The organism is Candidatus Hepatobacter penaei, assembly GCF_000742475.1.
GTDB lineage: Bacteria > Pseudomonadota > Alphaproteobacteria > Holosporales > Hepatobacteraceae > Hepatobacter > Hepatobacter penaei.
In genome coordinates, this window is the sequence record NZ_JQAJ01000002.1 from 177,346 (window position 1) to 191,875 (window position 14,530).

Consider the following 14,530-nt stretch of genomic DNA (forward strand, 5'->3'; position numbering starts at 1 on the left):
GCTTCTACACGCCCGTGTCAAAAAATCATTTTTAAGAGATAATCATCAAAATTTAACTTATAAAAGAATGATAAAAATATAACAATAAGTTGAATTTATAAGAAAATTTTATTAAAAAAATGCCTATTACTTTAGAGAGGTTTTATGATGCTTTTTATCATTTTATCCATGTTTCTTTTTTCTTCTTCTTTGGGGGCCAAAGATCCTGAGATTGAATGGGTTGATCGCCCCTTGGCAAACACACCACGTGGAGAACGTCTGCTGGCCACAAAGCTTCAAAAGGAGCTTAGGCACAATCAATCCACTTTTTCTGGGCCGCTTGCACTTCCTTCTTTGACAGAGGCAGATGACCTGATGATCAAGGAAACACTGATAAGCACCCTTCGCGCCAAAGTCAGGCGTGGTGAATTTGCAGACAACAAGGGCCTTCTTCAAGTCTGGAAATGCATCCAGGTGTTTTTGGGCCAACGTGACGATAAGGTAGAAACCTTCAACAAACAGATGCAGGAAAAAGGATTTGCTCGCAGTTTAGCAATCGATCCTACTTGCACCCAAGAAAGATTTCAGAGGTTTGGCGAAGATGCCAACTTTTTTAGCGATGAAGATTTTCAAAAAACACGGGCGTTACAAGAAGAAACACTTGAGTAAGCCAATCATTTGAAAGAGGTCCTCGCAAAGGGATACAAAATCACTAACAAAGTTTATAAACATGCGGTCCCTTTTCTCACACCTATCGCCTTGCTTGTTATGAAAGATTTGCACCAAGGCTCCTTGAAGGACATGTACAATCTTTTTACTGAACACTACGGAACAAACGTGCCCCTGCTCGCGCACGCAAAGCTTATCAAAGCATTTCTTTCTCCAGGCGATAAAGTGCTTGCTGTGTGCAGCGGCAATGGGTTGTGAGAGGCTTTTTTACAACAACAAGGTCTTGATATTGTGGCCACTGACCTTAATCCCGGTTATCGTGGTTTTGGCCCATGCTACACAGACGTAGAGAAAAGAGGAGCACGTGACGCCATGAACCACTATTCTGATCGCAACGTTCTTTTTATCAGCTATCCAGAAGATGCGTTAGCCAAATCTATCATAAATGCCTTTCAGGGAAACAAGCTTATTCTTGTTTCTTTTCGTCACGATAAAGACGTCGGAAGCCATTGGCAACGATGGAACAGAGGGGAGGCAGTATCTGTCCTTTCTGTCATCGCGACAGACGCAAAGTTTATGTGCTATAATCGATGCGGTGAGAACCCTGAGGAGGCTTCCATGGAGCTTTTAGCACAAGCTTTGGCACAAACAATGGCAAAAGAGGAGAGCTGTCAAATCTCTTGAGGGGTGCTCAAAATATGCCCGGCAATTTGACCCCTGGCGGCAAAGATAGGCCGCCGGTGGCTTTTTGCATTTCTTCTTGCACAAGGGCGGTCATGTTTTTTTGGGCATGGGTGAAGGCAGCAGCGATCAGATCTTCAAGCACCTCTTTGTCATCAGGCTTGATCAAAGATGGGTCGATGGTGATGGATTGCATCACCCCCTTGCCTGATAACACCACCTTCACAAGGCCACCGCCCGATTCGCCCGTGGCTGTGAGGGTTTTCACCTTCTCCTCAGCCGCCATCATCTGAGATTGAAGGGCCTGTGCCTTGGCCATCATGTCTTGAAATTGGTTCATGATTTCTCCTTATTTCGGTCTTGCTTCTTTGACAACAGCACGGACATCGGGTCCGAAAACATCCTTCGCCTTTTTCACCAAGGGTAAGGATTCGACTTCTTTTTGATCCTGTTGTTTTTGCTGCGCGCGCGCCGCCTCCAGGGTCAACACCTCACCCTTTTTATCTGTCACCTCCACGCGCCACGGGCGCCCTGTTTTTGAAGATAAAAACGTTTGCAGCGTGTGCGAAAAAGAAGTCGGCAAATCCACCGTGGCGATGGTGAGATGAGGATCGTCAAGAGACACCACCTCCACACCTTTGACAAAGTGGGTATGCAAAAGCCCCTCACGATGCTGGTGCAGCAAATCAAGAATCTCTTGCCCTGTCTTAACCCTTTTTTCTAAAGAAACGGTGGAGGCACTGTTTGCTTTTTGAAGGACCTCATCCACATCTTTTAAAGGCGGGGTGGCCTGCAACGACAAACCTCCGCGCTCTGAAGAGGCGCGAGGCGAAACTTCGTGCTGCCTATGCCCCTGATCCGGATCACGCGATAAGGAATCCCCCCCCTTTGGAGGTGAGTTAACCTCTTCTCTTTCCTGCTGCAAAAGGGTAAACAACTTTTCAGGCGTCGGCAGCTGACTGGCATAGGCCAATCGAATCAGCAGCATTTCAAAATGTTGTTGTGGAAAAGCAGCATGAAGCAATTCTTGCCTTCCTTTGAGGAGCATTTGCCATAAACGCCCGAGCACGGAAAGCTCATAATGCTGCGCTACCTTTGCTAAAAAAGCTTGATCTTGAAAGTGGCGATAAAGGGCATCATCTAAGGAAGTCATCTGGGCTGTTTTCACAAGAGACACCCGATATACAAGGGTGGCCATTTGATCCAAAAACATCACCGGATCACTGCCCCCTTCATAGGAGCGCCTGCATGTCTGAATGGCAGCTGCGGCGTCTTTTTCCAGCACAGCGGTCAGGGTGTCTTGGATGTTCTGTGTGCTTTGCATTCCCAAAAGGGTTTGCATCGCTGCCTCCGATATATGGGGCGACCCCTCATCTTGGTGCGCCAATAACAACCCCTGCTCTAAAATGGAAAGCGCATCCCTTAAGGAACCGTCCGATACTTCCACAATCAGGTGAAGTGCCGCCTCTTCAACCTCGACCGACTCATTCTCGCACACCTCTTTGAGATAGGTGAACATGACGCGACGATCGATGCGCCGGAGATCAAAACGCAAACACCGCGACATCACCGTGAGGGGTATTTTCTCTACCTCTGTGGTGGCAAAGATAAATTTCACGTGGCTAGGTGGCGCTTCCAATGTCTTTAACAGGGCATTAAAGGCACTTTTGGAAAGCATGTGTACTTCGTCAATAATAAAGATTTTATACGCGCCTTGAAGCGGCGTATACTGGCACGTATCTAAAATGCGGCGAATATCGTCTACGCCCGTGTGGCTGGCCGCATCCATTTCCATAATATCGGTGTGATTCCCGGCATCAAGCGCCTCACATGAGCTGCACTGACCACAAGGCTCAATAGAAGCCTCTTCATGAAGGGGATTCTGGCAATTCATGGTCTTAGCCAACAACCGCGCAATGGTGGTTTTGCCAACGCCACGAATACCGGTTAACAGAAACCCGCTGGCCAACCGCTTTTTGAGGAAGGCTTTTTGAATCAGGGTGATGAAAATATCTTGCCCGACCAAATCTTGAAAACGCTTCGGACGCAGCCGGTGCGCCAAAACGCGATAGGATTCAGACATCTCAGGACCTCACCACAAACCTCACCCTATGGTAACGAAAAAAAAGCCCAAGATAAAGGCACCCTTTGGGGGGACAACCACCGGTGCGTTGTAGGGAAATGCCACGCACCTTGGCACGGTCATGGCCACCGCATGATCGATCTGGCCTTTGGGGGGATAAATTTTGTGACTTTCGCGCAGAACATGGTAGGCTTGGCTCAATGTCTTGAGATTTTATGGTTATGTCGACAGTCCATCCATTGATTATTCTTGGCTCAGGCCCCGCGGGATGCACAGCCGCCATTTATGCGGCCCGGGCTGGGTTATCTCCCCTTTTGATTCAAGGCCCCGAGCCAGGCGGCCAGCTCACCATCACCAAGGATGTAGAAAATTTTCCTGGCTTTTTGGCCATCGAAGGCCCTGACCTCATGAAACACATGCGTGAGCATGCCCAGCATGCCGGCACGCACCTTGTGACTGACACCATCACCGACGTCCAATTTTCTGAGGGACAAGGCCCCCACACCCTTTTTGCACGAGACAAACTCTACCAAGCCAGTGCCGTCATTTTGGCCACCGGCGCCAGCGCGAAATGGCTAGGGCTTGAGAGTGAAAAGGACTTTCGTGGGTTTGGTGTGTCTGCCTGCGCCACGTGTGATGGACCCCTTTTTAAAAAGAAGGTGGTGGCCGTTGTTGGCGGCGGCAACACAGCTGTTGAAGAAGCCCTTTTCCTGACCAACCATGCGAAAAAGGTAATTCTGATTCACAGACGCGATACGTTGCGCGCAGAGCACGTCTTGCAAAAACGGCTTAAGGCGCATCCAAACATTGAGATCCTGTGGAACCACGTGGTGGAAGACATCAAAGGCCAAGAGAAACCCATGAAAACCATCACACACCTTGCGCTCAAAAACACAAAGTCGTGCCATGTGTCAGATTTACCGATTCAAGGCTTGTTCATCGCCATTGGCCATACACCTAATACGGGGTTCTTGAAAGGCCATATTGCCTTAGATCCCGAAGGCTATGTCGTGGGCACAAGCCCTGGCATGCACACAGAAATTCCTGGTGTTTTTACCGCCGGAGATGTGCGGGACAAGGTCTATCGCCAGGCCATCACCGCTGCAGGCCAAGGGTGCATGGCTGCTCTTGACGCTGAGCGTTATCTACGTAGCTGCGCATGAAAACGCGCTGTGCCATCAGGGTGATGCCGATACACGCTTTCTTATCCAGAGGCAAGGCATGATTCTAGGCATTGGGACAGACCTTGTGGATATCCGTCGCATTGAACGCGTGGTACGCAAATTTCCTGAGGCCTTTTGGCGGCGCATTTCGTCTGAACAAGAAGTGGCCCAAGACACCGCGCACAACACGAAACAAAACGCTCCCCACATGCATACCCCCCCTCCTTTGCTACTGGCCAAACGGTTTGCCAGCAAAGAGGCTTGCTCTAAATCCTTAGGCGTGGGCATTGGCGCTTTTCTCTCCTTTCACGATATGACCCTTGAAAATGGCCTTAAGGGGCCGCCCAACATCCATGTGAGAGAACATGTGCTCACCACTCTGTGGCCACAGCATGAATCAAAAAAAATAAGGTTGGACTTAAGCCTTTCTGATGAGTACCCTTACGTGCAGGCTTTTGTTGTTATGTCAAAATTATGAATTCTCCTTCTACACACACCCAAGAAAAAACACCCCAAACCACCCTGGAATCTGCGAAATCGTTTGCCAAAGCGGCGGCACTGGCTTTGGCTATTCGCTTTTTGCTTTTCAGCCCTTTTGTGATTCCCTCTGGCTCTATGATTCCCACATTACTGGTGGGCGATTATCTTTTTGTGTCTTGTTTTAGCTTTGGCTATTCTAAATTTACCATTCCCTTTGGCTACATGCTTCCTGGCATGAAGGGACGTCTTTTTAACTTCTCTTCCCCTCAACGCGGCGATATCGTGGTGTTTCGCTCTCCCTACAACATTAAAGTTGATTACGTCAAACGCGTGGTGGGCGTGCCGGGTGACACCATTCAAATGCGTGAGGGGCGCCTCTATCTCAATGGCAAAGCTTTAGCTATGAAAAAGCTCAAACCCTATCATAAGCGGGCAGATCAAGATGGAAAAACGGTGCGTGGCACGTTGTATGAGGTCACCTTACCTGGTGGTAAAACCTACACCATTTTAAAACAGCTACCCTTTGGCCAAAACACCTTTGATAACACCCCGGTTTACACAGTACCTACAGGTAAGACGCAAAGGTATTACTTTGTCATGGGTGACAATTGGGACGGTTCAACCGACAGCCGTGCTACCCATGCCATTGGTCTGATTCCTGAGGACAATTTGATTGGCAAGCCAGCGCTTATCTTTTTCTCCACAGATGGCCGGGCCTCGTGGTGGGAATTTTGGAAGTGGATTCCCTCAGCGCGTTTTGGCCGTATTGCCAACACCATTTCTTAAAAGCCATGGTCCACAAACGCTCCCCAGACGTGCAGGCCTGTGAACAACACATGGGGTATGTTTTTGAAAATAAAAAACTTCTCCAAGACGCCCTGTTGCACAAGAGTGTAAGCCCACAGCCCCACGTTTCTGCCTTTGAGCGTCTGGAATTTTTAGGGGATCGTGTGCTCAACCTGGTGATCAGCGAAAAGCTGTATCGTCTTTTTCCCCACAGCCCCGAGAGCCACCTGGCCGTTCACTTAAGCCAGTTGATCAATCGAGACACGCTCTATCAGGTGGCCACAAACCTCAATCTTGCTGCCTACCTTCGGTTTGACAAGACCAATCCTTTGCAAAGAAAAGTGTTGAGCGATGGTCTTGAAGCCCTGATTGGTGCCTTCTTTCTTGATGCTGGCCTAGCCCCATGCACCGCGTTTATTCACAAGCATTGGCAACCCTTTGTTTCGGCCACAACGGCGCGGCCTCAACAAGACAGCAAATCTATGCTGCAAGACTGGACCCAAAAACATTATGGCATTCTGCCCACCTATGCGGTCACATCCAAAACGGGCCCCGCACACAGCCCATGCATTGAGGTTGAGCTAACCATTGCTGCTGAACATGAGGCGTGGCCTTCGATGCACGCTTCGGGCTCTTCTAAACGTGAGGCAGAAAAACAGGCCGCCAAGGACATGCTGGCCTATCTTGAAAAGCACGGGGTATACAAGCCATAGCAGCCAAAAACGCGCCCCATCATCTATGTCATCAAGCCCACCCTCACACAGGGTTTCCGCTAACATTGGCTTCGTCCTTACGCCGCTCCCCATTTTTGTTCAGGCAAAACGCGTTTTTTGCAGGCAGGTTTTGACTTTTGAACGCCGCTGCATTAGCCTTAGAAGATGCATTTTATAGGAGTCTAGGTTTTTATGTCCACCGCGCTCAAGGTTTGTGTCCGAGAACATGTGGGAAGCAAAGGGTCTGCCCGCGCATTGCGTCGTGAGGGGTTTGTGCCGGCCATCATTTACGGCGGTGAAGAAGCGCCGCAGGCTGTATCTGTATGCGCCAAGGCCTTGGACAAAAAAATGGATGAGCCCTCGTTTCGCAACCACGTCCACGTTCTCGACATTGATGGCAAGCATTCGCAAAAAGTGTTGGTGCGTGATATTGCCTTTCACCCTGTCAAAGACACACCGTCTCATGTAGATTTTTTTCGCCTTTCCCAAGGGGCCCACATTGTGTTGACTGTGCCCCTCGTTTTTGAAGATGAAGATCAATGCCCAGGCATCAAAAGGGGCGGCATCTTAAACATTGTGCATCAGGCGCTTGAAGTTTCTGTGCCCGCAGAGGATATTCCAGAAAAATTTGTGATCTCGCTGAAAGATCGGGCCTTGGGTGACGCCATTCACCTTGAGGATATTGATATTCCCTCTTCTGTGAAGGTGTTGCGCCTACAACCCAAAACCACCCTGGCCAACATTGTGGCTCCTGCGGCGGAAAAGGATGAATCGGAAACAGAAGAAAACGAAGGGACCACCAGCGAATAACCCGCTGCACTGCGTATCCCCTGCAGACCCCACTGCCCGGCAAAAACGTTTATTCTTTTCGGTGTGTTTTTTTACACATAGATTGAGAGGGGGGGGATGTAAGGCTCTTATCTAACCCCTTTTTTGCCTTTTGCTTCTTTGCCAGGCACGCTTGAAAAGAGGGCATGGCTGTCGTGACACACATCGCCTACGTGGAGGCTTATAAACACCCGTGTTTCAGCCCTTTGGCCTTTTGCGTCGTGCCATTCTTGCACACATCACGCAGGCGGAGAGGTTGTAAAGCCTTTGTTTGCCCGCCTGCCCTTCGCAGGCCTCCTCTCAAAAAGCCCGCATCAAAAAGACCCCCCGTCTTATTTGCTGGGTTGGTCTAAGACCCCGCAGCCTTCTTATGTCTCTCCCACAACTCTTGATATCTCTCCCACAGCCCTTGATGGAAGCTCCTTCAGTCTTTATGAGGACATCCTCGCTCTTCTGAGTTTGCCACTCCTCCTCTTCCATGAGATGGCATGACCCCCACCTCTCTTACACAAGATTGCCCATATTTTGTGCACAAAAAGCCCAATCATTCAAATGATTACACATCCTGACTCCTTATATCTTATGTGTAGATGTATAGTGTTGACATGTAGGATATTCCTGCGCACATTTATTATCACAACGTAACGTATTGTATTTTATGAGATTTTTTGCTTCTTGCCTTCTGAGCGCGGCTTTTTTTGTTGGCTTCACGCCTCTCTATGCCCGGGCTAGCGATGCCGTTGCTGCGCTTATCTCACAACAAATTGAGGTGCCTTCACATCTTCCCACCAAGCCAGGGGCCATAGACACGCCCACTATCAGGGACATGTCGCATGAAGAAGACGGCTTTGTTTTTATTGATGACAAGACGCTGGAAGCTTTGAGGCCAGAAACGTGGAATCACGAAGACGTGGCCTCAGCCGAACCACTATCCCATGCGCATTCTATCAGCGACCAAGAGGGCAATGAAAAAAATGCCCTTAATGAGGACACCCCACCCTCTTTTAAAGACATCATAGCGTTAGAAGGCGGTGATGAAGGGCAAACTCCTGATGACAACCTCCCCTCTTATGCGGAAGCTATCGCCTTAGAAGAAGATGACTTAGGGCCCCTGTCGATCATCGATCAAAAACCTGAAGAAGCCATTCATGATGCCGTTGATCTGTGCGATATGTCTTACAAAAAAGGACGTGACTGGAAACGTCTGTTAAAGGCCGAAAAAAAGAAAGGTCACAAGATCTATACGTTTGGTACCTCTTATGAACGGCGTTCCGGCTTTGTGCGGGCGCGGAAAGATGGCAGCTTTGACGTGATCTTTAGGGGCACAAAAACAGGGGCAGACATGCTCATCGATGCACACGCCACCTGGGCCATAGATGACGAAACGGGCCACCGCGTCCACAATGGCTTTTTGAATCATACCAAGGCTGTGCTGCCTGAGGTGATCCGCATTCTTTCAAAACACGCGCTTAAGAATGGCATAACGTCCACATCGCGCATGAAGGTTAACCTTGTGGGACACAGCTTAGGTGGCGCTACGGCGCAACTGGCTATTCCCTACATCAATCAACTCTTTGATTTAGGCGATGTCACCACCTTTGGGGCGCCGATGACGTATGATGCACAAAGTGCTCAACACATCAACAAAGCCTTTTCCCACAAGATTGATAATTTTTATCAAAATTATGATCCGGTGCCCTATGCAGGGGCTGTCAATCCTTTAAGAGGGGTCAGGCCCGAGCTTTTCTTGTTGCCAGAGGCCGAACCTGTTGGTCAACTTTTCCCTTTGCCAACACGGGAAGCTGTGCATAAGGTAAAAGGTTATCGCGCTTCCCTTGAAGCCTTGGATAAGGTGGATGGGTATACCTATGCCCCCCAGCCCAAAAAAGGCATTGCCCAGCACGTCTGGAAAGGCATCAAACGAGTGCCTGTATACATGGAGAACCGTGTTCACAAGGCCTTGGCCTACAGCAAAAATGCTGTCCTTAATGCACTCGGGTATCGCCACTAGTTTTTGTTAAAGAGCCTTACGGTCTTTGGGCCCTAGGGCTCTTTTGTTATCTGACTGGATGAATGCGCCTTCCTTTGTGTGTTGAAGCAGCCACCATCAAAAGCGCCAAAGCGTACCAGTTGATAACTGATGTTGCGCTGCTGAAAAAATCCATGGTTGTGGTGAGGGGCCAAAACATGACAAGAAGAGCCCCCGTGCCCAAAACGCGGCCGTGCACATCAGAAACATACACGGCCCGCACAAAAAAACCCACGAGGGCGAAAAAACTCACCAACCCCAAAGCCCCCAATTCTGCCAACCAACCCAGATAATAGTTATGGGCATGAAGCCCGGCATAGGTCACTAGGCCCTGTTCATAAAGCGCATGACTGGGGACAGAAAACATCTTATACCCCACGCCCATGACAGGATGCTCACGCACCATCAAAAAGGAGGATTTAAACAATTGACCATAGGATGTCGTGCTGAAAACAGAAAGTTCGCGTAACAACACAAAAAAGCGCCCGCTCAACAAATATTGGGTCATGGCAAAACTGTATCCCGCCAGCATGGTGAATAACCCGCCAAAAAAAATGGGCCAACGCCACGTGGGGTAATGATAGGCATACATGCCTGCCACACTGAGAAGAGACAAGGCCAGCAAAGCCGAAGGGGCACGATCCCCCGTCAAAAACACACATATCACGCATACGCCCATACATGGAAAAAGAGCCCATTTTGTACTGGAACGATGAAGAGCGCGCAGAAAAAACAACCCCACAGGAAACAGAAGCGTGTTGATAAAAAACCCCACATAGGGACGCCGAAAAAAGCTGGTCAATCGTCGCTCAAACCTGGGCCTGCCCGACACAGAAAAGTCTGTGATATATTGAAAGAGACTATCGCACGCCACACACACCAGCGATAGGGCCGAAGCTGTCATCACTGCGCGCACACACGAAGGCTGTCGCCCGATCCAAAAAACCACGGCGGCAAATAAAAGAAAAAAACGTCCGTAAGCCAGGGCGCTCATCACCAATGGCCATGAAGGCTGGAGCGCACAAAGGGCAGAAACAACCATATAAACGTTGATCACACCTAAAAAACGCACAAGCGAGTGACGGCACCATTGCCAATCACAGCGCCAAAAACTGTTGAACAAAAACAAACACCCCACAAGACTGAGAGCGATATCCGCCACAACCTTAGAGAAAGGGAAACTAAGCGGAACGAGGACGGCCAGATAGGTGGCGATCTTGAGGGGCCAGCAATCGGCGGGCACATCTTTCAAGCCAGGCCATGGCCAGAGGTTTGGGCTGAAACCACTTAACCCACGTGTAAAAGAGGAAAAAAGGCCACCACAAAACCTTGCTCCGTTTGGCTTTCCACAGCACAGAAACCATTTTTGCATAAAGGTGCCTCTCTTCTTTCTGAAACTCGTTGAGTGCATAGTAAAACGCATAAAACCCATCATGGTGTTGAAGGGCAAGGTTGTGCGACAAGGCGTTGGTGGTTGTGGGGGCATACACCACAATAGCGTCGATAAACAAAAAGCGATGGGCATAAAAACCTAGGCGCAATGCCAAGGATTGATCTTGCACAAACAAACGTTCATCCGCACCCCCTGAACGGTTAAGAAGCGCACGCGTGGCCATCACCGCCATCCCTACACAGCGATATTCAAGCACACCCGCCAAAGGATCTGTGGAAACATGCACCACGGGGTCAGCAGGCAAAGGTTCCATGGTGGGCACACCATACACCCGGCGCCACCCGCCATAGACAAAATCAGCCTTGTGATGACGGAGCTGCTGGTACATAAAGGCCGTTGATCCTTCACGCAACAAATCATCCCCATCCAGCAAAAACACGGCCTCTCCTTGTGCCATGGAAATGCCCTGATTCAGACACAAGCTGGGCCCTTTATTCTTTTTATTTTCCACCACCACCACACGGGGCCAACCGCGCGTCTGTTTTTTCAATAGGGCCACAGAATCATCGGTGGAGGCATCATCCACAAAGATATATTCACACACAAGATCAGATTGATCACGCGCTAAAAACGTGAGGGCTAAAGGCAACGCTTCAGCCTTGTTATAGACCGTCAGTACATAGCTCAACTGAACTGATTTAGACATTACCTGTCCCTGGTTTTGCATCAGAAAAACGTGACGCAAACACATAAATCATGCGTGCCAAACCCGTTTTCAGACGATAGATCCGTCCTGATAAGGCCGCCAAGCGAGGCCACACATATTCGTGCTCTTGCGGCTCCACACGCGGCTGCGCTGCCAACACAGACGGCGTTGATTGTTGATACACCAAACGCGGAAAAAGGGCTGTATAACGCAAGCCAAACTCCCACCCGCGCGCGAAATAGTCTTCCACCGTCATCACCAAAGGCAAAGCTTTGGCCACCAAGTGCTTGGCAGCACGACGATTGATGATATATGCATCGCCACAATACACACCTTGATAATACATGCGCAGCTCTCTTGTCCCGGCTGAGGTGAGTTTTCTATACAGCCACATTCTCTCACCCTTTTCACGAATATCAAGGTTACAAATGTCCCAAAGAGATTTTTTTTTCACAAGCGCATGAACCGTCTCTTCAAAAAGGCGCGGATCAAAATCAATATCATCTTCAAAAATAATGGCATGTTCGTAAGAAGAGTTAAGAAATGCGCGCCACGCTTTGATATGGCTGAGGGCACACGCCACCTCACCCCGACCAGGCAAGCGGCCCATTATTTTTTGAAACCCCACCAAATCTAGGGACGACGACATGTCTTGCGGTGTCATGAGTTTGCCATCAATGGCCGCCACACGATGGCACGGAAAAGAGAGGGCTGCCAACAGGGGCAACGCTGTGTGCAGGCGATGAGGCGAACGATCGAGATTGATGAGATACCCACCCACAGAGCCGAGTATGAACTTGGGGGACATCTCTGCCCCACGGGGTGCACGATGCCTAAAGACAAAAAAGCCACCAAACACAAAGCAAAAGGCAAAGGCCAGAAGCGCCAATAGGCCTGCCACAAGAGAGCCCCAACGCACGTATACCTCAAACAATGCATGATCATTGGGGTTAACTATAGCATTTTTGACAATAAAAGGGAGGTGTGACTTGCGTGCTTACTCTTTAATCAATGTCAAAATCAAAAAAGGTGTCAGGAAAAGGTTCATCTTTTAAGGTAAAGTGCCACCACTCTTGGGCAAAAGGCAAAAATCCTGCCTGCGCCATCATAGACGCCAACAGATCTCTATGCTTTTGGCTCACGTCATCCACCAGATTGCTGTCAGGATGAGAAGAGAGGTCAAAAAGGTCAAAATGCCCCCCCATCCCTAGCGTGCCATCATCTATGCGCACAATCTGACGTCCATCACGTAGGGTGTATGATGCTTGCTGAAACCCCCGCGGATCAAACTGAGAGGCCTTACCTTTCTCAAGCAAGGTTAAATCAACCGTGCTGCCCCGTGAATGCGCGGAGGCTTTGGCAATATAACCTTGGGTAAAAAGATCTTGCTTTGAAAAGGACGGGTAATAGAGACCTTTGGTGGCTGCATCCTCTTCTTGCTGGCCCCAAGACACAAAATCAAGCACAGCCTTACAAGGCCTGTAGGCGTCATAAACCACAAGCCTGAACCCCTCTTGATCTGCAAGTCGCGCTGCTGTGGCCAGAGCATCGGTGGCCTCTTGGGTCAGCAAAATGCGCGGTGCACTATATCCCTTTACAGGGCGGCCCAAAAAATTGGTGTGGCCCACATAGTGCAACGCAGGCACCACCAGGGGCAAAGCTTTGCCCACATCTACAAAAGATTCTGGCCATGTTTTCAAAGGGCACATAAGGGGCTAGACCCTTTTTTCTATAAAGTTCACGCCACAGGATAAGGCAAGGGATAAGCTTGTGTCATGCGACGCACATCTTGGGCAACACTGTCTTTCACGCTATCTTCCGTCCCATCAGCCACAGCTTTTAACAGGCGGGCCATCATCTGGCCTATCTGTGCAAACTCTTTTTCACCCAGCCCGCGGGTTGTGCACGCCGGTGTGCCCAAACGAATGCCTGAACACTCTGTGGGTGAACGCGTTTCGCCAGGCACGGTGTTTTTATTGCACACCAACCCCACCTCATTCAATACACGGGAGGCATGAGCCCCAGACAGACCCAGCTCTCTTAAGTCCGCAATCAACATGTGGTTATCTGTGCCCGAAAACGCCAGCTTGATGCCATGGTCTTGAAGCGATGTGGCAAGCACCTGGGCATTGTTCACCACTTTGCCTATGTATGACGCAAAATCTGGCGACAAAGCTTCCCCAAAGGCCACAGCTTTCGCCGCAATGACATGCATCAACGGCCCCCCTTGAAGGCCTGGGAAAACGGCCATATTGATTTTTTTGGCCAGGGTTTCCTCCTGGGTCAAAATCACCCCACCCCTGGGTCCGCGCAATGTTTTGTGGGTGGTGCTGGTCACCACGTGGGCATGAGGAAACGGAGAAGAGTGATGACCCGTGACCACCAAACCAGCAATATGGGCCACATCAGCCACAAGATATGCCCCCACTTCGTCAGCAATCTTCCGGAACGCCTCAAAAGGAATGGTCCGCGGATAGGCCGTCGTGCCGGCAATAATCATCTTCGGTCGATGGGCCAAGGCCTGTTCACGCACATGGTCCATATCAATGCGCTGCGTGTCAGGATCAACGGCATAGGGCACCGCCTTAAACCATTTGCCTGAAAAATTTACAGGCGCGCCATGGGTCAAATGCCCCCCTTCATTGAGGGAAAGGGCCATAAACGTGTCCCCCGGCTTAAGCAGCGCAAAAAACACCGCCAAATTCGCTGAAGACCCCGAGTGTGGCTGCACATTCGCATAATTACACCCAAAAAGGCGCTTGATCCGCTCTTCCGCCAAGCGCTCCACCCCATCCACAGGTTCACAGCCTTCGTAATAGCGTCGCCCGATATACCCTTCCGCATATTTGTTTGTCAAAAGAGAGCCTTGGGCCTCTAACACAGCTTGAGATACAATATTTTCAGACGCAATCAACTCAAGATGGTCTTCTTGACGCTGGCGCTCGTCATCCACATAGGCCTTCACTTCAGGGTCAAAAGAGGCCAGTGCCGAAGATGGTGGTAACGTTGTTTTGGTCATA

At 49.8% G+C, this 14,530-nt stretch carries 15 protein-coding genes; 8 read left to right on the forward strand and 7 right to left on the reverse strand.

Annotation, left to right across the window (positions count from 1 at the left end):
• Positions 1-144 precede the first annotated feature (144 nt).
• A complete protein-coding gene (locus IG82_RS0102940) occupies positions 145-648 on the forward strand; it encodes a hypothetical protein (RefSeq protein WP_031934133.1) in 504 nt (167 codons plus the stop codon).
• 372 nt (positions 649-1,020) lie between these two features.
• Positions 1,021-1,332: a hypothetical protein gene (locus tag IG82_RS0102950; protein ID WP_156095335.1), complete on the forward strand. Its 312-nt coding sequence runs from the start codon at positions 1,021-1,023 to the stop codon at positions 1,330-1,332.
• Between the two features lie 7 nt (positions 1,333-1,339).
• Here the strand turns inward: IG82_RS0102950 and IG82_RS0102955 are convergent, their stop codons facing one another.
• Together IG82_RS0102955 and dnaX are read right to left on the reverse strand one after the other, a co-directional pair.
• Entirely contained in the window at positions 1,340-1,669 is a 330-nt protein-coding gene (locus IG82_RS0102955) for a YbaB/EbfC family nucleoid-associated protein (RefSeq protein WP_031934136.1), read from the reverse strand.
• Between the two features lie 9 nt (positions 1,670-1,678).
• A complete protein-coding gene (gene dnaX, locus IG82_RS0102960) occupies positions 1,679-3,412 on the reverse strand; it encodes a DNA polymerase III subunit gamma/tau (RefSeq protein ID WP_052545639.1) in 1,734 nt (577 codons plus the stop codon).
• A gap of 221 nt (positions 3,413-3,633) precedes the next feature.
• Here dnaX and trxB point away from each other — a divergent pair, with 221 nt between their 5' ends.
• The 6 genes from trxB to IG82_RS0103010 all read left to right on the forward strand — a co-directional run bounded on the left by trxB (position 3,634) and on the right by IG82_RS0103010 (position 9,393).
• Positions 3,634-4,575, forward strand: coding sequence for a thioredoxin-disulfide reductase (gene trxB / locus IG82_RS0102970; RefSeq protein ID WP_082192023.1), 942 nt, complete (start codon positions 3,634-3,636; stop codon positions 4,573-4,575).
• Positions 4,541-5,053, forward strand: a complete 513-nt coding sequence (gene acpS, locus IG82_RS0102975; RefSeq protein WP_172642868.1) for a holo-ACP synthase — start codon at positions 4,541-4,543, stop codon at positions 5,051-5,053. The genes trxB and acpS overlap by 35 nt, the downstream gene beginning before the upstream one ends.
• On the forward strand, positions 5,050-5,841 hold the full coding sequence (gene lepB, locus IG82_RS0102980) for a signal peptidase I (RefSeq protein WP_052545641.1): 792 nt from the start codon (positions 5,050-5,052) through the stop codon (positions 5,839-5,841). Before acpS ends, lepB begins: the two co-directional genes overlap by 4 nt.
• Positions 5,842-5,846: 5 nt before the next feature.
• Positions 5,847-6,554: a ribonuclease III gene (gene rnc, locus IG82_RS0102985; RefSeq protein ID WP_031934142.1), complete on the forward strand. Its 708-nt coding sequence runs from the start codon at positions 5,847-5,849 to the stop codon at positions 6,552-6,554.
• Between the two features lie 192 nt (positions 6,555-6,746).
• On the forward strand, positions 6,747-7,364 hold the full coding sequence (locus IG82_RS0102990) for a 50S ribosomal protein L25/general stress protein Ctc (protein WP_031934143.1): 618 nt from the start codon (positions 6,747-6,749) through the stop codon (positions 7,362-7,364).
• A gap of 676 nt (positions 7,365-8,040) precedes the next feature.
• Positions 8,041-9,393: a lipase family protein gene (locus IG82_RS0103010; RefSeq protein ID WP_031934145.1), complete on the forward strand. Its 1,353-nt coding sequence runs from the start codon at positions 8,041-8,043 to the stop codon at positions 9,391-9,393.
• A 46-nt stretch (positions 9,394-9,439) separates the two neighbouring features.
• Here the strand turns inward: IG82_RS0103010 and IG82_RS0103015 are convergent, their stop codons facing one another.
• The 5 genes from IG82_RS0103015 to glyA form a co-directional block, all read right to left on the reverse strand.
• Positions 9,440-10,654 (reverse strand): O-antigen ligase family protein, encoded by a 1,215-nt coding sequence (locus IG82_RS0103015; protein WP_245591058.1) that lies wholly within the window; start codon positions 10,652-10,654, stop codon positions 9,440-9,442.
• Entirely contained in the window at positions 10,593-11,510 is a 918-nt protein-coding gene (locus IG82_RS0103020; RefSeq protein WP_031934147.1) for a glycosyltransferase family 2 protein, read from the reverse strand. Before IG82_RS0103020 ends, IG82_RS0103015 begins: the two co-directional genes overlap by 62 nt.
• Entirely contained in the window at positions 11,503-12,318 is an 816-nt protein-coding gene (locus tag IG82_RS0103025) for a glycosyltransferase family 25 protein (protein WP_156095336.1), read from the reverse strand. Before IG82_RS0103025 ends, IG82_RS0103020 begins: the two co-directional genes overlap by 8 nt.
• Positions 12,319-12,514: 196 nt before the next feature.
• Entirely contained in the window at positions 12,515-13,219 is a 705-nt protein-coding gene (locus IG82_RS0103030; protein WP_031934149.1) for a M15 family metallopeptidase, read from the reverse strand.
• 29 nt (positions 13,220-13,248) lie between these two features.
• Positions 13,249-14,529, reverse strand: a complete 1,281-nt coding sequence (gene glyA, locus IG82_RS0103035) for a serine hydroxymethyltransferase (protein WP_031934150.1) — start codon at positions 14,527-14,529, stop codon at positions 13,249-13,251.
• Position 14,530 lies beyond the last annotated feature (1 nt).

Excerpts from the sequence above, each read along its gene's own strand:
- IG82_RS0102990 (WP_031934143.1), top strand. The coding sequence starts at position 6,747 with ATGTCCACCGCGCTCAAGGTTTGTGTCCGAGAACATGTGGGAAGCAAA.
- IG82_RS0103020 (WP_031934147.1), bottom strand. The coding sequence starts at position 11,510 with ATGTCTAAATCAGTTCAGTTGAGCTATGTACTGACGGTCTATAACAAG.
- IG82_RS0102955 (WP_031934136.1), bottom strand. The coding sequence starts at position 1,669 with ATGAACCAATTTCAAGACATGATGGCCAAGGCACAGGCCCTTCAATCT.
- IG82_RS0102940 (WP_031934133.1), top strand. The coding sequence starts at position 145 with ATGATGCTTTTTATCATTTTATCCATGTTTCTTTTTTCTTCTTCTTTG.
- IG82_RS0103030 (WP_031934149.1), bottom strand. The coding sequence starts at position 13,219 with ATGTGCCCTTTGAAAACATGGCCAGAATCTTTTGTAGATGTGGGCAAA.
- dnaX (WP_052545639.1), bottom strand. The coding sequence starts at position 3,412 with ATGTCTGAATCCTATCGCGTTTTGGCGCACCGGCTGCGTCCGAAGCGT.
- trxB (WP_082192023.1), top strand. The coding sequence starts at position 3,634 with ATGTCGACAGTCCATCCATTGATTATTCTTGGCTCAGGCCCCGCGGGA.
- IG82_RS0103025 (WP_156095336.1), bottom strand. The coding sequence starts at position 12,318 with ATGTCCCCCAAGTTCATACTCGGCTCTGTGGGTGGGTATCTCATCAAT.
- lepB (WP_052545641.1), top strand. The coding sequence starts at position 5,050 with ATGAATTCTCCTTCTACACACACCCAAGAAAAAACACCCCAAACCACC.
- glyA (WP_031934150.1), bottom strand. The coding sequence starts at position 14,529 with ATGACCAAAACAACGTTACCACCATCTTCGGCACTGGCCTCTTTTGAC.
- IG82_RS0103010 (WP_031934145.1), top strand. The coding sequence starts at position 8,041 with ATGAGATTTTTTGCTTCTTGCCTTCTGAGCGCGGCTTTTTTTGTTGGC.
- IG82_RS0102950 (WP_156095335.1), top strand. The coding sequence starts at position 1,021 with ATGAACCACTATTCTGATCGCAACGTTCTTTTTATCAGCTATCCAGAA.
- rnc (WP_031934142.1), top strand. The coding sequence starts at position 5,847 with ATGGTCCACAAACGCTCCCCAGACGTGCAGGCCTGTGAACAACACATG.